Source organism: Caenimonas sp. SL110, from assembly GCF_001044395.1.
Classification (GTDB): Bacteria; Pseudomonadota; Gammaproteobacteria; order Burkholderiales; family Burkholderiaceae_C; genus Ramlibacter.
Genome location: NZ_JANU01000012.1, coordinates 39,194 through 59,417 on the forward strand (window position 1 = coordinate 39,194; position 20,224 = coordinate 59,417).

The following is a 20,224-nucleotide window of genomic DNA, read 5'->3' on the forward strand; positions in this document are numbered from 1 at the left end:
ACCGTGCCGTCACGCTGCCGGCCCCGGCACGAAAACATCACTGAAGAAGTGATGCGGGTCCAGCCCACGCTCTTGCACGCAGGCGCTCTTGACCGAAGCCACCATCCCCGGCGAGCCGCAGCAATACACCTCATGCCCCGCGAGTGACGGGCAGTTGGCACGCACCGCATCATCCACCCGCCCCGCAAATCCACCCAGCGCCGCGGCGTCGGCGGGGTCTTCGATGGCAGCGATGAAGTTGAAACCCGGCAGCATCTTTTTCCATTTTTCGACTGCCGGCATCAGGTAGAGACCCGCGCGGTTGCGTCCACCCCAGATCAGCGTGACAGGCCGCTTGATGCCCTTCTTCAGCATGTCGTCGAGCAGCGACTTCACCGGCGCAAACCCGGTGCCGCCAACCACGCACAGCATCGGACCCTGCGCTTTTTCCTTCAGCTCGAAACTCCCGTAAGGCAGTTCAACCTGCAGCAGGTCGCCGCTCTTGAGGTTGGGCACGATCTGAGTGAACCGCCCGCCCGCCACGTGACGGATGTGCAGCTGCAGCATGTCGCTCTCGTGCGGAGGATTTGCCATCGAATACGAGCGGCGGCTGCCGTCTGGCAGAGCTACCTGCAGGTACTGTCCTGCCTTGAAGCGCGCGCGCTGTCCAGCGGGCAACCGCAGCTGCAGCACGTTCACGTCTTGCGCCGCCAGCGTGTTGCGGAACACCTTGACGGTGAAGGTCTTGCGCGCGTCGGGGTCCACGCGATGCCAGGCCTCGGGCACGATTTCCAGGTCTGACTGTGGATGGCACTGGCAAAACAGCTGCTTACCAGGCGGCGTGACATCACCGGCGGGTGGGCACTCCACCTCCCCGGCGGAAACCGCTCCCGCGCAGTTGCCGCACACGCCCTTGCGGCACGAGTAAGGCATCTCGATGCCGGCCTTCAGCGCGGCGTCCAGGATGTTCTGGTTGCCTTCGCAGGCGAAGCTCACGTCAGTGCCGGCGATGCGGATTCGATAAGTCATGCGCTCACCCCGCCCAGCAACCGCAGGCTGCGCAAAAGGGCATCGGGCTTGGCCAGGCCCTTGCCGGCAATGTCCATGGCACTGCCATGCCCGGTACTCGCCAGCACGACTTCAGCCCCGATGGAGATTGCGCTGGCCGCCTGCGGCGCGAGCATCTTCACCGGAATATGCCCCTGGTCATGCAGCATCGCGACGTACAGGTCGTGCTTGCGGTCGGCCAGCAGCACGTCGGCGCCCAGGGGGCCGGTGATGTCAATGCCCGACTCCCGCAATTGCCGCGCGGCAGGGACCACCAGGTCTTCATCCTCGGGGCCGAACAGGCGTCCTTCAGAGGCGTGCGGATTGATGCCGAAAAGCGCCACTTTGGGCTGGTCCAATCCGAGCATGTGGCAAGCGCGCAGTCCGGCGTGTGTGGCCGCCATGACGAGTTCAGGTGTGATGCGAGCAAGCGCCGTGGAGACACTCTCATGCAGCGTGACATGCACGATGCGCAGCCCTCCACCCACCAACATCAGGAAAACGCTGTCCTGCGGCTGCCCGCACGCTCGCGCGAGCAGTGACGGATAGCCACTGAACTCGATGCCTGCCTGCGCGATTGCGGTTTCGTGGTGCGGCCCCGCGACGACCGCGTCGAACTCACCGCTGCGGCACGCCTGGATCGCGGCCGTGGCGGAAGCCACGGTGCTTTCGCCTGCGGCAGCGTTGATCTCACCTGGCTTGAATGCCGACGCCGGCAATTCGCCCGCCGGACGCACTCGCGCCTCGCGCAGCACCTCGCCCAGTCCCAGTCGCGTGGCTGTCTGCGCCAGCACGTCGGCAGGGCCGAACACGGTGATGCTCAACGCGCGCTCGTCTTTCAGCGCGGCCAGCGCCTTCAACACGATCTCGGGCCCGATCCCGTTGGGATCGCCGACCGAAAGCGCAATGCGGCGTGCAGGACCTGTCACAGCGGCAGCGCCAGCAGCGTGTCGGTCACCGTGCTGTCGCACACAGCGACGCGTTCGGCCAGCAGCAGCTGTCCATTGGTGAACACAAAGCGGTCCAGGTACTCGCCAGTGACGAACAGCGAAGTCTCCCCCGTGTGCATGATGCGCGCCACCATGAACGGCGTGCGAGCCGTGGCGGCCTTGTCGTCCGCGGTCTCGATCAGCGGGATGCCCAGCAGATGCCGGTAGCGGTGAGCCTCGTAAATGTTGGCTTCGCGCAGTGCTGCGATACGGTCTTCCAGCATGGCGCGCGAATCGGCATAGACGATGCCGGCAGGAAGGCCATCGCGCTCGTTCTCGACGTTGGTGATGCGGTACTTGCACTGCTCGCAGAAAAATCCTGGCCAGAGTTCAAGCGCGCCACTGTCGATCGCCTGCGCATAACGCGCATTGAAGGCGCAAAGGGACATGAGGTCGATCATGGTCATGCCTCCATGTGCGCGCGGTAGGCTTTCCAGAAGCCGCGCACGGATGTCTCGGTAGCGCGACCTTCGCTGGAACCCGTGTCGTCGCCACCCATTTCAACCACCGCGTCGCGGTCATGCGCGCCGGCGATGCCGCGCTGCACGAAGCCGCCCACGGCGCCGTCTTCCATCGAGATGAACCCTGCCGGTCCCACCAGGTTCAGCTGCTTGAGCCGCACGGTGCGCTGCTCGGGCGTGTCGTCCGTGTAGCCGATGTAAGTCCAGTTCAGCTCGGAACGCTCGACGCTCTTGGGCAGAAGCTGGCGCACCGCCAGGCAGTTCTGGATCTGCTGCAGCACGAAGCCGGGAAACACCGACAGGATCTGCAGCGTGATGCCGTCGTCGTACTCGGTAAAGCCGGCCAGCACACTGGGGTCCTTCAGCCGGTACTGCGCGTCATCCGAGCGCAACCCCTGCTCCTTGTACGAGGCATCGGCTGCGCCAGGATCGATCATCGAGAAGCTCACATGGTGGCCGCCCGACTCATCGACGATCACGCCACCTTTTTGCGAGAGTCGGTTGAGCTCGAATGTGGTGAAGAACAGGTGCAGCAGGCTCGCGTGGTAGCTGTCCTTGACGTTTTCGAAGTACAGCTTCCAGTTGTTGGGCAGCGCCTGCGTGAACCGGCCGATCACTTCCACCGGCTTGTGCAGCACGCGTTCGATGCGCGCGCAGATCTCAGGACCCAGATATTCCTCGATCGGCGCAACATCTTCGCTGAAGCTGCCGAACACCAGGCCGCAATAGACCGCCACCATCAGCTTGCGCGGGCCGTGTTCTTCCTTGCAGAAGGTTGCCGGCATGCCGCCCTGCCCCTTCACGCCCTTTTCGAATGCGACGCCGGTCAGGTCCCCCTGTCGGTTGTAGCTCCACGCGTGATACACGCACTGGAAATTCTCGGCCGCCTTCCCCGACTTTTCCAGCACGATCAGCGCGCCGCGGTGGGCGCAGCGGTTCTCGAACGCATAGATCTCGCCGTCGTCGTCCCTGACCACCACCACCGGCGTTTCGCCGACGAAAGTGGTCCGGTAGTCGCCAGGGCCGGGCAGTTCCGCGTCCAGGCAAAGGTAGTTCCAGGTCGCGCCGCGGTAGATGCGCTCCTGCTCGTCGTGCGCGGTCTGCCTGTCGCTGTAGAGCTCGAATGGCACGCGGGTCAGGCCCGGGCTCTTCCAATGGATGGTCTGTTCTTGCATATGGGGTTACTCCACGGTCACGCTGGCGCTCTTGACGACCTTGCTCCACTTGTCCGATTCATTGCGTATGAACTGCGCGGTCTTCTCGGGTGTCCAGCCGCCGGGAACCGCGCCCTGTTCGAGGAATCGCTGCCTCACGTCGGGCGCCGCGAGGGCCGACGAGAAATGCCGGTGCGCATATGCCACAGCGTCCTTGGGCGTGCCCGGTGGCGCCACCATGGTGAAGAACGTGACAGCTTCCATGTTCACCCCGGATTCGCGCAAGGTGGGCACTTGCGGCAGGATCGGCGAACGCTCCTCATCGGCCACTGCCAGTATCCGCAACTTGCCGGCGTTGTGGTGCTGCGCCGAGGAGCTGATGTTGTCGAAGAAGATGTCGACATTGCCGCCCAGGATGTCCACCAGCGCGGGTGCGGTGCCCTTGTAAGGCACGTGGATCATCTTCACGCCCGTCTGCTGCATGAACATGCTGGCCGTCAGGTGTGATGTGGACCCGTTGCCTTGCGATGCATAGCTCACCTTGTCGGGATTGGCCCTGGCGTACGCGACGAGTTCGGCCACGGTCTTGACCGGCAGCTTGTTGCTCACGGCCAGCACGTTCGGCACGGTGGCGATCACGGTCACCGGCACCCATTTGGTGGGATCGAACGCAAGTGACTTGTACAAGTGGTGATTGATAGCGATCGGGCCGGGCGGCGAGACCAGGAAGGTGGTGCCGTCCGGATCGGAACGGGCCACAAACTCTGCGCCGATATTGCCGCCTGCACCCGTCTTGTTCTCCACCACGACACCTGCGGGGAAGGCTGCGCGCACCTTTTCGGCCAGGATGCGCGGCAGCACGTCTGCCGTGCCTCCTGCGGGAAAGGGCACGATCAGCCTGACCGGCTTGGCCGGCTGTGCAAATGCAAATCGACCGATGGAAGCGGCTGCCACCGAGGCGCCAAGCGCCAGGATGGTTCGTCGCGGGAAGTATCGGTTCATGGTTGAGTCCTTTTCTTGATTGAATGTCCGGGTCATACGCCCAGGTGCTCGTTGAGCAATGCGGGCTGGGCGCGCAGCGTGATGGCGCGCCAGAGAGCCGCGAGTTTCCTTTCCGCTTTGATATAGGTCAATGAAAACGGTAGTATTGTTCGTATACCGAACTCTTAGATCGAAATGAACGATTCACAGTACCAAGAAGGTCCTCAATCCGTCAAAAGCGATGACAAGGAATATGTGATGGGGCTTGAGAAAGGTCTCGCGGTCATTGAAGCCTTTGGCATCAACAAGGGCCCGCTCACGCTGACGCAGGCATCGGAGATCACGGGTCACACCAAGGCCGCCGTGCGCCGCAGCCTGCTGACACTGTGCAAGCTCGGGTACGCGGTCCAGGCCGGACGGTATTTCCGGCTGGCGCCGCGGTCGCTGCGCCTGGGTCATGCCTACGTGGCTTCGGACCCACTGGCGAAAGTGGCACAGCCGATCCTGGAGATGACCAGCGAACGCACACAGGAATCCTCCTCGATCGCTGTGCTCGATTCACAGGACGCCGTGTTCATCGCACGGTCGACGCATCGGCGAAGCCTGTCGAGTGGTCTGGGCGTTGGTGCGCGACTGCCGGCGTATTGCAGTGCAACCGGCCGGGTGCTTCTGTCGGAGAAGGATCCGTCGGAAGTCGAGTTCATCCTCAACCGGATGTCGCGTCCCACGCTCACGCCGCACACGCAGACGCGCGTGCAGTCGGTCCTGGACGAAATCTCACTCGTTCAAACGCGCGGGTACTCGATCAATGACGAGGAACTGGAACTCGGCTTGCGGTCCATCGCAGTGCCGATCCGAAACGGGCAGGGCGAGCTGATCGCAGCCATGAGTCTGTCGGTGTCGACCAGCCGCATGACCAGGCAGGAGGTTGTGGACCGCCTGCTACCCGAGCTGGAAAATGCGCGCCGCAACTTCGCCACAATTTTGTAGCCGGGACCCGTTTCAGGCCGGCACATAACGCTGGCGCAGCACCCGATGCAGGATCTTGCCGGTAGCAGTGCGCGGCATCTCCGCGTCGCCGATAAAACTCACCACCACCGGACACTTGAAACTCGCCAGGCGCTGCTTGCACCACGCGCGCAACTCGTCCGCCGTGGCCGTCTGGCCTTCGTGCAGTACCACCACCGCCTGCACCGCCTCACCCCACTTCTCGTGCGGCACACCGATGACGGCCACGTCTTTCACCGCCGGATTCGCACCGAGCACGCCTTCCACTTCTGACGGATACACGTTCTCACCGCCGCTGATGATCATGTTGCTCTTGCGGTCCACCAGCCAGATGTAGCCGTCGGAATCGCGCCGCGCCATGTCGCCCACGGTGCACCAGTCGCCGCGAAACGCCTCTGCGCTTTTCTCGGGCAGCTTCCAGTAGCCGTCGAACACATACGAGGTGCGCGAATAAAGCTCACCGACTTCTCCGTCAGCGACTTCATTGCCTTCAGGGTCGAGCAGGCGGATCGCACCCGTGCCCGCCCACTCGCGTCCTACCGAACCCAGCTTTTCCAGCTGCTCGTGCGGACGCAGCAAGGTCACCCAGCCATGCTCGGTCGATCCGTACAGCTCGTAGAGCCGGCTGTTGCTGAAGTAGTTGAGGACGCCGCGCTTGGTGTCGGCCCGTGCCGGGGCCGATGAGATGAGCAGCTTGCCCACGCTGGACACGTCGTATTTGCTGCGCACCGCCTCGGGCAACGCCAGCACCATGATGTAGTGGGTCGGCACCAGCGATGTAAAAGTCACCTTCTCTTGCGCGAGCGTGCGCACCAGCGCTTCAGCGTCAAAGCTGCGCCTGTCGTCGATCACGATGGTCGCGCCCAGGTGCATGAATGTCGTGCCGAAGTACAGCGAATTCGCGTGGCACAGCGGCATCACGAGCAAGCCGGTGTCGTCGCGCGTGAATCCCATCTCGAGCGCAGTAGCCAGTGCGATCAGGCTGCTCCCGCCATGCTTGCGGATCGCGCCTTTGGGCCGACCTGTGGTGCCCGATGTGTACATCAGCGCGCACACGTCATCTTGCGTCACGGTCGGCAGCGCGCGCGCCACATCGCCTTGCGCGATCACCGACTCATAACTGCGCCAGCCGTCGTGAGGCGCATCGCCCAGCGCAATGAAGCGCTGCGTCGCCTGCCCAATCAGGTCGCGGCTCGCATCCACCGCCTCGCAGAACTCGATGCCGGCGATCACTGCTGCAGCTTCGGCGTCCTGCAGGATGTAGCCCATCTCCGGCGCGGAAAGCCGGAAGTTCACCGGCACCGCGACCAGGCCGGCACGCGCCAGCGCGACGTACATCTCCAGCCATTCGATGCTGTTTGCCGCGACCAGCCCCACGCGGTCGCCTTTGGCCAGGCCAAGCCCCAGCAGCCCGCGGGCCAGGCGGCTTGCGCGTGAATCCCACTCGGCAAAGGTCAGGCTGCGACGTGAATCGCGGCCGCCGAGCTTGTTCGGCGTGAGGCGTGCGTGGGCGGAAATGGCGTCGGCAATCGTGAGCAGGCGAGTCATTTGAAAAGTCGATCCACGGTTGAATTTATGGAACTCTGAATTCAGAGTTCGGTTATGATACGGGCCAGCCCGGCGTTCTGGCAAGTGCCGGCCATCGATCCACCCGAAGGAGACTTGCAGTGCCGCTGATGCCCATCCACGAACAGTCCGCCGCCGCCGTCATCGCGCGGTTCCTCAAGCAGCGCGGCGTCAAGCGCGTCTATGGTCTTTGCGGCGGGCACATCATGCCGATCTGGATGCGGCTGGACGCCGAAGGCATCCGCATCGTCGATGTGCGCGACGAGCGCGCTGCGGTCTACATGGCGCACGCCGAAGCACAACTCACGGGCGGATTCGGCGTGGTGCTGGTCACTGCCGGTCCTGGCGTGACCAACGCGATGACCGGCATTGCCAACGCGCACGTCGCGCGCGTGCCATTGCTCGTGCTCTCGGGCACGCCTCCCCGCCAGCAGGAAAATCGCGGGGCGCTGCAAGACATGGTGCACACGGACCTGGTGCGATCGGTGACGCGTTATGCGCGCACGGTTCGCGAGCCGTCGCTGGTCTTGCAGGAACTGGACGAGGCCGTCTCGCGTGCGCTTGGAAGCGGCGGCGAACCGGGCCCGGTTTACCTCGACTTCCCGGTAGACACACTGCGCGCCGAGGTGCCGCGCGCCGTACAGTTGCCCGAACACTTTGCGACCAAGCGGGCACCGCGCATCGCACCCGATCCGGCGCAGGTGCAAGCGGCTGTAGACCTGCTGTGGTCGGCCAAACGCCCGCTGTTCATCTCGGGGCGCGGGGCGCAGGGCGCGGGCGAACCACTCGCGCGACTGCTCACGGCGTTGAAGGCGCCCTACCTCGACACGGGTGAAAGCCGCGGCCTCGTGCCGGAAGATCATCCATCCGTCGTTGCAGCCATGCGCGGCTCGGTCATGAGCCAGGCCGATGTGGTGGTGACGGTCGGTCGCAGGCTGGATTTCCAGCTCGCTTACGGCTCGCCGGCTGTGTTCGGTGAAGCGAAATTCCTTCGCATTGCCGATGCCGCATCCGAGATTCGAGACAACCGGCGAGGGGCGGTGGAGCTGTTTGCCACACCCGCGCTCGCGCTCGAAGCCATCCTTGAAAAAGCGGGCGATCGCCAGGCGGCCACTGATGTGGAATGGTCAACACAACTGCGCCGCCAGCACGTGGAGCGATCGGACAAACTCGTCACCAGCATGCGCAACGCGCCTGCTGGCAACGACGGGCGCATGCATCCCAACCGCGCACTGGCTGCGCTGCGTGACGCGCTGCCATCGGATGCGATCGTGGTGGCCGATGGCGGTGATTTCCTGAGCTTCGCACGCGTCGGGCTTCCCGCTGCGACCTATCTCGATCCGGGCCCGCTCGGCTGCATTGGCGTGGGCACGCCGTTCGGTATCGCTGCATCGCTGGCCTGCCCTGATCGCACCGTCGTCGTGGCAACCGGCGATGGCGCATTCGGCTTCAACGCGATGGAGATCGACACCGCCGTGCGCCACAAGGCCCCGCTGCTGGTCGTGGTCGCAAACAATGGCTCCTGGGCCATCGAAGTGCGCGACCAGATCGAAACGCATGGCAAGGTGGTCGGCACGCGGCTGCAATTTGCCGACCATGCCGCCATGGCACGCGCGTTCGGCATGTATGCCGAGCGCGTTGAAAAACCCGAAGACCTGCCCGGCGCCATCAAGCGCGCGCTGGCAAACCGCCCTGCCCTGCTCGACGTGGTGGTCACGCCCGAGGCCGTGTCATCGGACGCGAAATCGGGCCTTGCCTGGGTGCCGGACCTGCAGCCGCTGCAGGCGTGGGACGAAGCCGAGCGCAAGTGGCGCGAAGCCGGCGCCGATCCAGTCAACTAGTATCGGGCGATGAAAATTCTCGCCGCCCAACCCAAGCTGGTCGAGCTGGTGCAAGGCGCAATCCTGGCCGAGATCGCGTCGGGCAAGCTGCCGCCAGGCGCGCGCATCATCCAGGAGCAGATCGCGCAGGAACTCGGCGTGTCACGCCAGCCGGTGCAACAGGCGCTGCTGGTGCTGCGCAACCTGGGCGTGCTGCGCGATGCGCCCGGACGTGGATTGCAGGTCGCGCCGCTGGACCTGGACCATGTGCGTAACATGTACGACATGCGCGCTGTGATTGAAGGCCTCGCCTTTCGCATGGCCGCCGAGCGCAACGCCAAGCGCGCCGCAAAGGAAGGCCCCGCCTTCATCAAGCAGGGTCGCGAAGCCGTGGCGCGCGGCGACGTCGCGCGCATGATCGAAATCGACATGGCGTTCCATGCATTCATCTATGAGTTGTCGGCCAATCCCTTGATCGCCCCGGCGATGGACACGCACTGGACCAACACCCAGCGAGTCATGGGCGAGGTGTTGATGCGCGATGAACGCCCCCGCGACATCTGGGACCAGCACGAAGCCTTGCTGGCTGCAGTCGCTGCGGGTGATGGCAAGAAGGCCGAGAAACTCGCCCGCGAGCACATCGCGCAGGCAGCGGATTTCATGTTCCACCGCTTGCAGCGCGAACGGGAGCCGGAGCCGGGTTGATCGTGTCGGCAGAGCCCGCAGGAGGCATGGATTGCGGATCAAGTCCAACGCATGGATTGCGGATCAAGTCCAACGCATGGATTGCGGATCAAGTCCAAGGCATGGATTGCGGATCAAGTCCGCAATGACAGCCGAAGAATGGATGTCATGCCGGACTCGATCCGGCATCCACCGCGCAGCGGCCCTCACCTTTTACGCGAACACCGACGCCAGCTTGCGCACCACCTCTTCCGACGACGCGCGATCGGGTCGCGTGTCGTCGTTGTTGTAGTCATTGGGCCCTTGCGCCTGCACCAGCAAGCCATCGCGGCGCGGCACCATCGATGCGTTCCTGCCGCGCAGGTACAGCATGTAATCCACATCGGGCTGGGGAATGAGTCTTGCGGTTTGACCGCGCACCGGCACGATGGTTGTGTCACCGAACAGCGCACGCGCACCGTACCCGGTGCAGTTGACGATTGTGCGTTCCCGCAGGCCGGCAAGTTGCCGCCTGTGCTCGAAATCGCGCCGCACGATCTCGCCGCCTTCGCGCAAAAAATCGTCCATCAGCAGGCGCTGGTAGCTGGCCAGGTTGAACACCATCTGCGTGAAGCGACGTGCATGCGCGACCTTGAACGGATGCTCGTCCGGTCGCAGGCTGACCGGACGCGGACGCAGGTCGCGGATGCGTGCTTCCAGTTCTGCATATTCAGGCTCGCCGTCGGGCCCGGAATCAGGCAAGTCCTGGTCGAAGGGAATGTCCGACAGGAAGTAGCCGTCGTGCCAGGCGACCGGATCGCCGGGCAGGCCCAGCATCGACTGCCAGGTCTTGAACGACGCACGCGCCATGGCCTCCCATACTGCAGCAACAGGCTCACTCGCGTGCTCCGCGGTGAGCAGGCGAGAGTCGGGCGTCCACACGCCGGTAGCCGCAGACGACGCCACGGAAGGGGGCCGCTCCTTGCAGTAGATTCGCACGCGAAGGCCCGCGCGCTGCGCCACGCGCGCTGTCGTGAGCCCAATCGCGCCGCAGCCGATCACGGCAATGTGTGACTCGCGCGTGGCAAGCACCAGCGGCATCGCGCGCATCGCAGAGCCCCACGACAGCGACCATCCGCTGCCGCCGTGACCGTAGTGATGCACCACGGTCCTGCCGAACATGCGCTGCGCCTCGATGCGCGGCCCGTTCGGCCTGAAGGGCCTCGTGCACACCGAAATATCGATGATGCGTTCAGGCTGCGCGCGCATCGGTGCAATCTGCGCTGGCGCGCGAAACGAAGGCCTTAAAGCAGCGCCCCCTTCATCGGCCCGAGCGGCCAGCGATGAAAGACCGCCGAACGCGAGCGGGATGGACTGGAGGAGTTGCCGGCGCTGCATGGACGGCGAGTTTATCTGCGCCGGATACGAAGTTGATGCCAATTCACCCTCTGGGATGATGCTGCGCATGCAACTGCTTGAGCCGCTCGCGCGCAACGTGCGTGTAGATCGTCGTCGTTGAAATGTCGGCATGCCCCAGCAGCATCTGCACCGCGCGCAAGTCAGCGCCGTGATTGAGCAGGTGCGTCGCAAACGCATGGCGCAAGGTGTGCGGCGACAGCGGCGCCGTGATGCCGGCTCGCGTGGCGTACTTCTTCACGATCACCCAGAACATCATCCGGGTCATGCCCTGTCCCCGCGCGGTGACGAACAGGTCTTCGGTCTGCTGGCCGCCCAATATCAGCGGACGTGAATGCGCGAGGTACTTCGTGATCCAGTCGCTTGCCACCTGGCCGAACGGAACCAGCCGCTCCTTGCTGCCCTTGCCCATCACACGCAGCACACCTTCGTTCATGCCGACGTTGAAGGTGCGCAGGCCGACCAGCTCGCTGACCCGCAGGCCGCTGGCGTAGATCAGTTCGAGCATGGTGCGATCTCGCAGCCCCAGCGGCGTATCGACATCGGGTGCATCGAGCAGCGCCTCGACTTGCGATTCGGTCAGTGTCTTGGGGACGCGCAGAGGTTGCCGCGCAGCCTGCAGGCGCAGCGTCGGATCAGCAGTGATCAGGCGTTCTCGCAAGGCCCATCTGAAATACCGCTTGAACACCGTGAGCCGCCGGTTGGCCGTGGTGGCGCGGCTCTCGGCGTGGCGCGCTGCGAAGTACGAATTGATGTCGTGCTCGGTCGTGCTGTCGATCGCGCGGCCCTGCGCTGCGAGCCACTCACCGAACAAGGTGAGGTCGCGCCGGTAGGCGGACAGGGTGTTGCGCGAGAGGCCCTCTTCGAGCCAGAGGGCATCGATGAAGGCGTCTACGCTGGTCTGGACGGCGGCGGGGGAGGTTTGACTCACCCCGCGAAGATAGCAAACCGGCATCCACTGCGCAGCGGCGACTGCGCCCGATCTCCCACGCCCCCCAGGCGAGATCAGTCGAGCTTGAGCTTGGCCTGGTCGACCACGCGCTTGTACACCGCGTACTCGGCCTTGATCTGGTCGGCGAACTGCTGAGGCGAGTTGGCCACGATGATCGAGCCGGTGTCTTCGATGCGCTTGCGCACCGCCGGGTCCTGCAGCGACTTCACGACCGCATCATGGATCTTGGCGACGACATCAGCCGGCATGCCCTTGGGCCCGTAGATGCCGTAGTACGCCATGCGATTCACCGGCTCCAGGCCGACTTCCTTGAAGGTCGGGACGTTGGGCAATGCGGCCAGTCGCTGCGGCGCGGCGACCACGATAGGCACGAGGCGGTTGTCCTTGATGAACGGCAGCGCGGACGGCAGGTTGTCAAAAATCATCGGGACCTGGCCGGCCACGGTGTCGTTCAGGGCCGGGCCTGCGCCGCGGTACGGGATGTGCGTCACGAAGACGCCCGACATGCTCTTGAACAGCTCCATCTGCAGGTGGCCGATGCCGCCCGTGCCCGACGACGAATACGAGTAGCGACCCGGCGAGCGCTTGAGTTCGGCGAGGAAGGCCTTGTAGTCGGCCTTGCCCGGATAACTCGGATGCACCGCAATGACGTTGGGCGTTGCGGCGATGTTGATGATGGGCGTGAAGTCCGTCAGCGGGTTGTACGGAATCTTCGGGTTGATGGCCGGATTGGCAGCGGTGGTGGACACCGTGGCCATGCCCAGCGAATAGCCGTCAGGTGCTGCGCGCGCCGTTTCGGTCGCGCCGATCACGCCGCCGCCACCGGCCTTGTTTTCAACGACCACCGGCTGGCCCAGGGCCTTGCCCAGCGCGTCGGAGATCACGCGGGCAATGATGTCCGTCGTGCCGCCCGGCGCAAACGGCACCTGCAGCTTGACGGGTTTGTTGGGATAGGCCTGCGCGAGCACGGAACCGGATGCCAGGGCCAGTGCAGCGACGGCCAGTATCGAACGAGTCTTCATAGAGTTCACTCCTTGAATTGAAGGGGCCTGCGGGCAGGCACTTGCCGAGCATCGTACAAGCGCGATGCCTGTGCTCCGGTGTGGAATACCCATAAGGGCTAACCCTGAAATTCCCCGCGAACTTCACGTATCCTCGCCCGGTGAATTTCGCGCAACTACTTTTCCCCGATTTCTCGCTCATCCTTTGCGGCTACCTGATCTGCCGCTACACGGCGCTCGATCGCACCGTCTGGGAGCAGGTCGAATCGCTGGTGTACTACGTCCTGTTTCCGGTGCTGCTCTTCCATTCGATTGCCAGGAGTCCGCTTGACTGGGGCGCGGCATCGGGACTCATCGCTGCCGGCTTGCTGCTGGGGCTGTCGGGTATCGCGATGGCGTATGTGCTGCCCTATCTGCCCTTTCTGGGCAAACACATCGACGCGCGCGAGCATGCGGGCAGCGCGCAGGTCGCTTTCCGGTTCAATTCCTACATCGCGCTTGCGCTGGCTGAGCGGCTGGCGGGCGCGCAGGGCCTGCTGCTGATCGCCGTGCTGATTGGCGTGTCGGTGCCGCTGCTCAATGTCGCGGCGGTATGGCCGATGGCGCGCCATGCCAACACCGGCTTCGCCAGGGCGCTGCTGAAGAATCCGCTGATCATCGCAACCGCATTGGGCCTGTGCGCCAACGTCGCGGGCCTGAAAATTCCGGTCTGGATCGATCCGACATTGGGGCGCATCGGCGCCGCCTCGCTCGCGCTGGGCCTGATGGCAGCCGGTGCGGGCATGCGCCTGGGTTCGCTGACCGAGAGCAAGGCGCTCAGCGTCAGCCTGTTGTGCATCAAGCACCTGTTCATGCCGCTGGTGGCGTTCGGGCTGTCGCGCGCGTTCAAGCTGGATGCCACGCAGACGACGGTGTTGCTGGCGTTTTCGGCATTGCCGACAGCGTCGAGCTGCTATGTGCTCGCCTCGCGGATGGGCTATCACGGGGCGTATGTGGCGGGGCTGGTGACGGTGTCGACGGTGCTGGGGGTGGCGAGCTTGAGTCTGGCGTTGGGGTTGCTGCGGTGATGCGTGCGCGCCGCTTCGCGATGGATGCCGGATCGAGTCCGGCATGACAGCCAAAGACCGGCTGTCATTGCGGGCTTGACCCGCAATCCATGTCTTCGACGGCCGTATCCGCTTCGCGGTGGATGCCGGATCAAGTCCGGCATTACAACCGGCACACATCCGCCCTCAAACCCGCGGCAGGCGATATCTGCTGGCGGCGAATTCTGCGGTGGCTGTGTGAATTGGCCCGGGGTCGGGCGCGCGAGTGCGCGCTTCGTGCTCTGACTCGCGAAAACTGTTTGAGCGCAGGGGCCTCAGGGCCCGGAGCGAGTTTTTTCGCGCCGACCCCGGGCTGATTCGCACAGCGAAGCCGTAGCAAAGCGAAGGCCGCCGCAGCATGAGCCGCCAGCAGATATCGCCTGCCGCGGCGCGCGCGCCCTGAACACAACAAAATGAAGTCATGGATGCCGGATCGAGTCCGGCATGACAGCCGTTTGAGACAGCGCCCAGCTCACATGCTCTCGCACCACTTCGCTGCCATGACCGGACCTTGCGTCCAATGCAGCACGAATGGCAACATCATCTGAAACCCGCAGCGCATTGCCCATCGCCACCGCAATATTGCGCAGCCACCGCTCATGCCCGATCCGCCGGATCGGGCTGCCTTCGGTGAACCGCAAGAACTCCTCTTCGGTCCAGCCGAACAACTGAACCATCTGACTGCCCGAAAGCCCCGCGCGCTCATCGAAATCAGGCAAGGCACTGCGCTGCGCAAACTTGTTCCAGGGACACACCAGCTGGCAATCGTCGCAGCCGTAGATCCGGTTACCCATGAGTGGCCGCAGCTCGACCGGAATCGACCCGTGATGCTCGATGGTCAGGTACGAAATGCACAAGCGCGCATCGAGCTTGCCCGGCGCCACGATGGCCTGCGTCGGGCAGATGGCTATGCACGCACTGCAACTGCCGCAATGCTCGGTCACGGCAGCGCTCTGCGGCAACGCGAGATCCACGAAGATCTCGCCCAGAAAAAACATCGACCCCGCCTCGCGCGACAGCACCAGCGTGTGCTTGCCCCGCCAGCCCTGACCGCTGCGCGCGGCAAGCTCCGCCTCCAGCACGGGCGCCGAATCGGTGAACACGCGATGCCCGAACGGGCCGACGCGCAATGCAATCCTGTCGCTGAGCGACTGCAGGCGCTGCCTCAGCACCTTGTGATAGTCGCGCCCCCGCGCATACAGCGAGACGATGCCTTCCTGCGGGCGCTGCAGCCGCGCAAACTCCAGTGATTGCCAGGCATCCGGCGTCCTGGCAGGCAGGTAATCCATGCGCGCGGTGATGACGCTCACGGTCCCCGGCACCAGCTCCGCGGGGCGGGCGCGCTTCATGCCGTGGGCCTGCATGTAGGTCATGCCGCCGTGGAATCCATCCGACAGCCAGGCGGAAAGTCCGGCCTCCGCAGAAGAAAGATCAACACCTGTCACGCCGATTTGGGAAAATCCCAGTTCACGGGCCCAGGCCTGTATTTCTGAGACCAGATGAGGACCGTCGATCTGACCGCTGTTGAACATCACCCGCCGATTGTAGAAAGGGCCAGCCGAACCCTCGCCTGGCGCACCGAGGACGACACGCGCGCCTTCGCTGCACGCCTGGCCTCACACCCGGCCATCAACAACGCTTTCATCGAACTGCACGGCGACCTGGGCGCCGGCAAGACAACACTGGTGCGGCACCTGCTGCACGCCCTGGGCGTACAGGGCCGCATCAAAAGCCCGACCTACGCGGTCGTCGAGCCCTATGAGTTGCCGGGGCTGTCGGCCTGGCATTTCGACTTCTACCGCTTCACCGACCCGCGCGAATGGGAAGACGCCGGTTTCCGCGACATCTTCGCAAGCCCAGGCCTCAAGATCGCCGAGTGGCCCGAAAAAGCAGCGGGCCTGCTGCCGGTGGCCGACCTGGTGATCCGCATAGGCGCAGACGCCGACGAAACGCGCCATGTCACGCTCCACGCCCACACGCCAATCGGCCAGGAGCTGCTCGGATGAAGCGGCGCGACATCGTTCGCGGCGGCTCGCTGGTGTTGCTGCTGGGCGCATCGCAGATCGCGCGGGGCGCAGGCATCGTAGCCGTGCGCGTCTGGCCCGCGCCGGAATATTCGCGGGTGACCATCGAATCAGACACGCAGCTCAAGACCAAACAACTGGTGATGATCGACCCGCCGCGCCTGGCCGTCGATATCGAAGGCCTGCAACTCAGCCCGGAGTTGCGCGAGCTGGTCGCCAAGGTCCGGGCCGACGATCCGTTCATCGCAGGCATTCGCGCTTCGCAGCAGCTGCCCGGTGTCGTGCGCCTGCTGGTCGAGCTCAAGCAACAGGCGGTGCCGCAGGTGTTCACGCTCGCGCCGGTCGCGGCATACCAGCACCGGCTCGTGTTCGACTTCTACCCGGTCAAGCAGGTGGACCCGCTGGAAGTGCTGATCAACGAGCGGCTCAGGGACTTCGACAAGCGGCCCTCGATCGCACAGACGCCCCCGTCAACACCCCCTCAAGTTCAAGTCGACCCCCTGGGCGACCTGATCGCACAGCGAGCGGACCGGCCCCGCGCTGCGCCAGCACCCGCACCTGTTGCAAGCACACCCCCCGCGGCCACAGCACGCGCGCCTGCGCCGCTGGCACCGCCCATCCCCGAACGCACCGACCGCCTCATCATCATCGCGCTCGACCCCGGCCATGGCGGCGAAGACCCCGGCGCTGTCGGCCCGGCCGGCACGCGCGAAAAAGACATCGTGCTGCAGGTCGCGCATCGCCTGCGCGACCGCATCAATGGCGCATCGGTCAATGGCAACCCGATGCGCGCCTATCTCACGCGCGATGCCGATTTCTTCGTGCCGCTGCAGGTGCGGGTGCAAAAGGCCAGGCGCGTGCAGGCCGACCTGTTCGTGAGCATCCATGCCGATGCATTCATCACCCCCACGGCTCGCGGCGCGAGCGTGTTTGCGCTCAGCCAGGGCGCCGCATCGAGCGCTGCGGCACGGTGGATGGCCGACAAGGAAAACCGCGCCGACCTGATCGGCGGCATCAACGTGCGCACGCAGGATGCGCAGGTCGCGCGAATGATGCTGGACATGAGCACCACCGCGCAGATCAACGACAGCATGAAGCTCGGCGGCGCGCTGCTGGGCGAAATCGGTCGCGTCGGCAAGTTGCACAAGGCGGCCGTCGAGCAGGCCGGCTTCGCCGTGCTCAAAGCGCCCGACATTCCAAGCGTGCTGGTGGAAACCGCCTTCATCAGCAACCCCGAAGAAGAGCAGCGCCTGCGCAGCGACGACTACCAGGAAAAGCTGGCCGACGCCCTCATGCGAGGCATTCAGCGTTACTTTGCGCGCAATCCGCCGCTGGCCCGCAGCCGTTCGGTCTGACCCCCGTAGATATTTCCATAGACGAGCTTCGCGGCTTTGGGTAGTGTCCAGTTGCTTTTGGCGCAACTTCTGGAACCCCGCATTGCCCTCCAATAACTCGAACATGGCCCTGCCTGCTGCGCCCGCCATTCCACCGCGCAGCTGGCGCGGCAGCGTCGGGTCCGCGATGGAAGGCTCGGCATTCCTCATCCCGGGGAGCATCGGCAGCGCGGTCCTGATCTTCAGCCATGTGTCGCCCGACATCCTGGGCAGCGCGGTACTGGCCCTGATGCTGGGCCTGCTGCTGATTCACCTGTCGCAGGCGTTCAGCACCCGCCCCATCCTGTATTCGGCCCGCTTTTTTGAATCGACAACCCTCGCGGCCATGATGGACCAGGTGGTGATTCACCTGCCGGTCTGGGGTGTCGCCGACACACCGGGCACGCGGCTCGCCTTGCTGTGCCTGATCGGCGGCTGCGCGGGCCTGTGGGTCGGGGCGCTCTACCTGATGCGGGCCGACCGGCTCACCCGCTACATTCCTGCACCCGTGTTCGCGGGCTTTTCCAACAGCATCGCGCTGGCCCTGCTGTTCAGCCAGACCGAGATGCTGCTGGACCTGGTGATGGAACCTAACGCGATCATGCCGGTGGTCACCATGGTGGCCGTTGTGCTGGCCACCGGCCTGGCACTGCGGCGCTGGCGGCCCCGATGGCCGGCTGCGGCGCTCGCCCTGAGCACGGGCGTGCTGGTGGGATTGGGGTGGAAATTTCTGGGCACGGCCATGCCGACGGTGGGGGCCGGCGGGACCCTCACCCTCGTGCTGCCCGTGGCGTTGGCCGACTTTCAGGCGCTGCGCCAATCGGGAGCGCTCTGGTCCATTGCGGTGTCGGTCGCAGGACACTCGGCCATCCTGGGCGCAGTGATCTTCATCAATACCACGATTGCCGCGCAAGTGATGACGCTGGCAGACGGCCGCAGGCGCGATTCGCGCGCGTCCACTGCGATCGGCACCGCCGCCTTGCAGTTCGTCATCGGCATGATCGGGTGCGCCCCGCTCTCCGGCGCACCGCAGGCCTCCACCGCCGCCACGCGCTACCAGCCCCTGGGCGCACAGGCCCTCGTCTTGTGCGGACTGGCTGCGGCCCTGGTGTACCTGAGCGGCGCAACGACCTGGCTTCCCGTCGCTGCCCTGTGCGCCGCGCTGCTGTGCGAAGCCTGGTTCATGGTCAATCCGCGCTCGCTCACCCTGATGGGCAACTGGATCATGCGCAGGCCGATGGATCCCAACTCGCGCGAGGACCTGGCCCTCATCACGGCAGTGACCGGGGCCGCTGTCCTGTTCAACATGGTCGCTGCGCTGCTGGTGGGGCTGATGCTGGGCCTGGTCCTGTTCGCGGTGCGCAATGCACGCAAGCCGGTGCGCAACGTGTGGACCGGCGCGCAGCTGCATTCGAACTGCGCGCGATCGACCGGCGACATGCGTGTGCTGGCCAGGCATGGCGGGGACATCCTGGTCTTCCAGCTGGAAGGCGACCTCTTTTTCGGGGCGGCGGACCAGCTCGAAACCGAAGTGATTGCGGGGCTCGCACCGGCGACATGCGCCGTGATCGACTGGACGCGCGTGCGCCATATCGACAGCAGCGTCGCGCACGCCGCGATGCGCATCCATCAGGCCGCGCAGGCCCGGTCCATGCCGCTGTGGCACGCGGGCGCTGACATGCATGGCGGCAATGTCGCCAGCGTGCTGGAGCGGCAACTGCCCGGCGCGCGCTTTGTCGACGACCTGGACCACGCGCTGGAGCAGGCAGAAAACCATGTGCTCCAGGTCAATACGCCGCAAGCTTCCGATGCCGAGGCCACTGCGTTCATCCAGGCGGTCAATCTCTTTCGCGGTCTTGACGAGAGGGAGCAATCGTTCCTGATGGACACCATGCAGCACCGCCAATACCAGCCCGGCGAGCGCATCGTGTCGGCGGGCGATCCGGGTGACGAGTTGCTGCTGGTGCTGCACGGCACGGCCAGCGTGATGGTGCAGGATGACGAGGGGCGGCATGTGCGACTGGCCGGTGTGCGACGTGGCGCGAGCCTGGGCGAGATCGCCTTCCTGGATCGTTCGCCGCGGTCGGCTTCGGTGGTTGCGCACGACCATGTCACCGTTGCATTCCTCAGTCGCGACGCATTCGACGCGATGTGGCTCAGCAGGCCCGAGCTGGTTCGCAAGCTGCTGGCGAACATTGCTGTGGACTTGGCGGCGCGCCTGCGATACACCAATCGGCTGGCGATAGCGCGTCAGGGCCAGCGTTGAATCGGGCCTTTTGTCCTCCATTACCGCCCTGCGCTCGCGCGTCGTGCCGACCCATCAGCGCAGGCTTCTCCTACAGCCGCGGCACGCTTCGATACCTACAGTGAGTTCACAGGTTAACCAAGGCGTCGCCATCCGGCAGACGCGCCTGCAGTCCAACACTAGAGGTATCAAAATGAACACCAAGATGATTGCTGCGGCCGCTCTCGCCGCTTCCCTGATCGGCCTGACTGGCTGCGCTTCGATGGATCGCAACACGGCCGGTACGGTCGGCGGTGCGGTGGTTGGCGGTGTGGTCGGCGACGCGCTGATCGGCGGCCCGGTCGGCGTGATCGGCGGCGCTGCTGCCGGTGCCTACATCGGCAACAAGGCCACCAAGTAAGCCTGAAGCTGTCATTGCGGGCTCGACCCGCAATCCATGTCTTCAACGGCTGTCGCCGCT

The 20,224-nt window shown here is 64.8% G+C and carries 18 protein-coding genes; 8 read left to right on the top strand and 10 right to left on the bottom strand.

Going from position 1 to position 20,224, the window contains the following annotated elements; translation table 11 throughout:
* Positions 1-9: 9 nt before the first annotated feature.
* The 5 genes from AQ12_RS07800 to AQ12_RS22710 are packed head-to-tail and all read right to left on the bottom strand — an operon-like array spanning position 10 to position 4,632.
* Complete coding sequence (locus tag AQ12_RS07800; protein WP_048439327.1) at positions 10-1,008, bottom strand: FAD-binding oxidoreductase; 999 nt, start codon at positions 1,006-1,008, stop codon at positions 10-12.
* On the bottom strand, positions 1,005-1,955 hold the full coding sequence (locus tag AQ12_RS07805) for a PdxA family protein (RefSeq protein ID WP_048439406.1): 951 nt from the start codon (positions 1,953-1,955) through the stop codon (positions 1,005-1,007). The genes AQ12_RS07800 and AQ12_RS07805 overlap by 4 nt, the downstream gene beginning before the upstream one ends.
* Complete coding sequence (locus AQ12_RS07810; RefSeq protein ID WP_082151480.1) at positions 1,952-2,416, bottom strand: nuclear transport factor 2 family protein; 465 nt, start codon at positions 2,414-2,416, stop codon at positions 1,952-1,954. The genes AQ12_RS07805 and AQ12_RS07810 overlap by 4 nt, the downstream gene beginning before the upstream one ends.
* Positions 2,417-2,418: 2 nt before the next feature.
* A complete protein-coding gene (locus tag AQ12_RS22705) occupies positions 2,419-3,651 on the bottom strand; it encodes an aromatic ring-hydroxylating dioxygenase subunit alpha (protein WP_048439329.1) in 1,233 nt (410 codons plus the stop codon).
* A 6-nt stretch (positions 3,652-3,657) separates the two neighbouring features.
* Entirely contained in the window at positions 3,658-4,632 is a 975-nt protein-coding gene (locus AQ12_RS22710; protein WP_048439330.1) for a tripartite tricarboxylate transporter substrate binding protein, read from the bottom strand.
* Positions 4,633-4,869: 237 nt separating this feature from the next.
* On the opposite strand from AQ12_RS22710, the gene AQ12_RS07825 reads away from it, so the two are divergent.
* Positions 4,870-5,601: an IclR family transcriptional regulator C-terminal domain-containing protein gene (locus AQ12_RS07825; protein WP_053076623.1), complete on the top strand. Its 732-nt coding sequence runs from the start codon at positions 4,870-4,872 to the stop codon at positions 5,599-5,601.
* Between the two features lie 12 nt (positions 5,602-5,613).
* On the opposite strand, the gene AQ12_RS07830 is transcribed toward AQ12_RS07825, so the two are convergent.
* Positions 5,614-7,167 carry a class I adenylate-forming enzyme family protein gene (locus tag AQ12_RS07830; protein WP_048439332.1) on the bottom strand — a complete coding sequence of 518 codons (1,554 nt, stop codon included), beginning with the start codon at positions 7,165-7,167 and terminating at the stop codon, positions 5,614-5,616.
* A gap of 128 nt (positions 7,168-7,295) precedes the next feature.
* Between AQ12_RS07830 and AQ12_RS07835 the strand changes: the two genes are divergently transcribed.
* Complete coding sequence (locus AQ12_RS07835; protein ID WP_048439407.1) at positions 7,296-9,026, top strand: thiamine pyrophosphate-binding protein; 1,731 nt, start codon at positions 7,296-7,298, stop codon at positions 9,024-9,026.
* 9 nt (positions 9,027-9,035) lie between these two features.
* On the top strand, positions 9,036-9,710 hold the full coding sequence (locus tag AQ12_RS07840) for a GntR family transcriptional regulator (protein WP_048439333.1): 675 nt from the start codon (positions 9,036-9,038) through the stop codon (positions 9,708-9,710).
* A 192-nt stretch (positions 9,711-9,902) separates the two neighbouring features.
* On the opposite strand, the gene AQ12_RS07845 is transcribed toward AQ12_RS07840, so the two are convergent.
* The 3 genes from AQ12_RS07845 to AQ12_RS07855 all read right to left on the bottom strand — a co-directional run bounded on the left by AQ12_RS07845 (position 9,903) and on the right by AQ12_RS07855 (position 13,058).
* A complete protein-coding gene (locus AQ12_RS07845) occupies positions 9,903-11,066 on the bottom strand; it encodes an FAD-dependent oxidoreductase (RefSeq protein ID WP_082151465.1) in 1,164 nt (387 codons plus the stop codon).
* Between the two features lie 43 nt (positions 11,067-11,109).
* Positions 11,110-12,015: a site-specific tyrosine recombinase XerD gene (gene xerD / locus AQ12_RS07850; RefSeq protein WP_238587679.1), complete on the bottom strand. Its 906-nt coding sequence runs from the start codon at positions 12,013-12,015 to the stop codon at positions 11,110-11,112.
* 74 nt (positions 12,016-12,089) lie between these two features.
* Entirely contained in the window at positions 12,090-13,058 is a 969-nt protein-coding gene (locus tag AQ12_RS07855; protein ID WP_048439336.1) for a tripartite tricarboxylate transporter substrate binding protein BugE, read from the bottom strand.
* A 140-nt stretch (positions 13,059-13,198) separates the two neighbouring features.
* Here AQ12_RS07855 and AQ12_RS07860 point away from each other — a divergent pair, with 140 nt between their 5' ends.
* Positions 13,199-14,104 (top strand): AEC family transporter, encoded by a 906-nt coding sequence (locus tag AQ12_RS07860; RefSeq protein WP_048439337.1) that lies wholly within the window; start codon positions 13,199-13,201, stop codon positions 14,102-14,104.
* A gap of 437 nt (positions 14,105-14,541) precedes the next feature.
* On the opposite strand, the gene queG is transcribed toward AQ12_RS07860, so the two are convergent.
* The gene (gene queG / locus AQ12_RS07865) at positions 14,542-15,654 is read right to left on the bottom strand and encodes a tRNA epoxyqueuosine(34) reductase QueG (RefSeq protein WP_082151466.1); all 1,113 of its coding nucleotides are present in this window, start codon (positions 15,652-15,654) and stop codon (positions 14,542-14,544) included.
* On the opposite strand from queG, the gene tsaE reads away from it, so the two are divergent.
* The 4 genes from tsaE (at position 15,637) to AQ12_RS07885 (ending at position 20,164) form a co-directional block, all read left to right on the top strand.
* Positions 15,637-16,128 carry a tRNA (adenosine(37)-N6)-threonylcarbamoyltransferase complex ATPase subunit type 1 TsaE gene (gene tsaE / locus AQ12_RS07870; protein ID WP_048439409.1) on the top strand — a complete coding sequence of 164 codons (492 nt, stop codon included), beginning with the start codon at positions 15,637-15,639 and terminating at the stop codon, positions 16,126-16,128. The two genes, queG and tsaE, sit on opposite strands and share 18 nt — an antisense overlap.
* Complete coding sequence (locus AQ12_RS07875) at positions 16,125-17,501, top strand: N-acetylmuramoyl-L-alanine amidase (protein WP_048439338.1); 1,377 nt, start codon at positions 16,125-16,127, stop codon at positions 17,499-17,501. The genes tsaE and AQ12_RS07875 overlap by 4 nt, the downstream gene beginning before the upstream one ends.
* 103 nt (positions 17,502-17,604) lie before the next feature.
* Positions 17,605-19,785, top strand: a complete 2,181-nt coding sequence (locus AQ12_RS07880) for a cyclic nucleotide-binding domain-containing protein (RefSeq protein WP_048439339.1) — start codon at positions 17,605-17,607, stop codon at positions 19,783-19,785.
* Positions 19,786-19,957: 172 nt separating this feature from the next.
* Complete coding sequence (locus tag AQ12_RS07885; RefSeq protein ID WP_048439340.1) at positions 19,958-20,164, top strand: glycine zipper 2TM domain-containing protein; 207 nt, start codon at positions 19,958-19,960, stop codon at positions 20,162-20,164.
* Positions 20,165-20,224: the final 60 nt, after the last annotated feature.

Bases quoted from the DNA above. Each gene is read 5' to 3' on its own strand.
- AQ12_RS07885 (WP_048439340.1), top strand. From the start codon at position 19,958: ATGAACACCAAGATGATTGCTGCGGCCGCTCTCGCCGCTTCCCTGATC.
- AQ12_RS07875 (WP_048439338.1), top strand. From the start codon at position 16,125: ATGAAGCGGCGCGACATCGTTCGCGGCGGCTCGCTGGTGTTGCTGCTG.
- AQ12_RS07840 (WP_048439333.1), top strand. From the start codon at position 9,036: ATGAAAATTCTCGCCGCCCAACCCAAGCTGGTCGAGCTGGTGCAAGGC.
- AQ12_RS07830 (WP_048439332.1), bottom strand. From the start codon at position 7,167: ATGACTCGCCTGCTCACGATTGCCGACGCCATTTCCGCCCACGCACGC.
- AQ12_RS22705 (WP_048439329.1), bottom strand. From the start codon at position 3,651: ATGCAAGAACAGACCATCCATTGGAAGAGCCCGGGCCTGACCCGCGTG.
- AQ12_RS07800 (WP_048439327.1), bottom strand. From the start codon at position 1,008: ATGACTTATCGAATCCGCATCGCCGGCACTGACGTGAGCTTCGCCTGC.
- AQ12_RS07835 (WP_048439407.1), top strand. From the start codon at position 7,296: ATGCCCATCCACGAACAGTCCGCCGCCGCCGTCATCGCGCGGTTCCTC.
- AQ12_RS07825 (WP_053076623.1), top strand. From the start codon at position 4,870: ATGGGGCTTGAGAAAGGTCTCGCGGTCATTGAAGCCTTTGGCATCAAC.
- queG (WP_082151466.1), bottom strand. From the start codon at position 15,654: ATGTTCAACAGCGGTCAGATCGACGGTCCTCATCTGGTCTCAGAAATA.
- AQ12_RS22710 (WP_048439330.1), bottom strand. From the start codon at position 4,632: ATGAACCGATACTTCCCGCGACGAACCATCCTGGCGCTTGGCGCCTCG.
- AQ12_RS07880 (WP_048439339.1), top strand. From the start codon at position 17,605: ATGGCCCTGCCTGCTGCGCCCGCCATTCCACCGCGCAGCTGGCGCGGC.
- AQ12_RS07810 (WP_082151480.1), bottom strand. From the start codon at position 2,416: ATGATCGACCTCATGTCCCTTTGCGCCTTCAATGCGCGTTATGCGCAG.
- AQ12_RS07845 (WP_082151465.1), bottom strand. From the start codon at position 11,066: ATGCAGCGCCGGCAACTCCTCCAGTCCATCCCGCTCGCGTTCGGCGGT.
- AQ12_RS07855 (WP_048439336.1), bottom strand. From the start codon at position 13,058: ATGAAGACTCGTTCGATACTGGCCGTCGCTGCACTGGCCCTGGCATCC.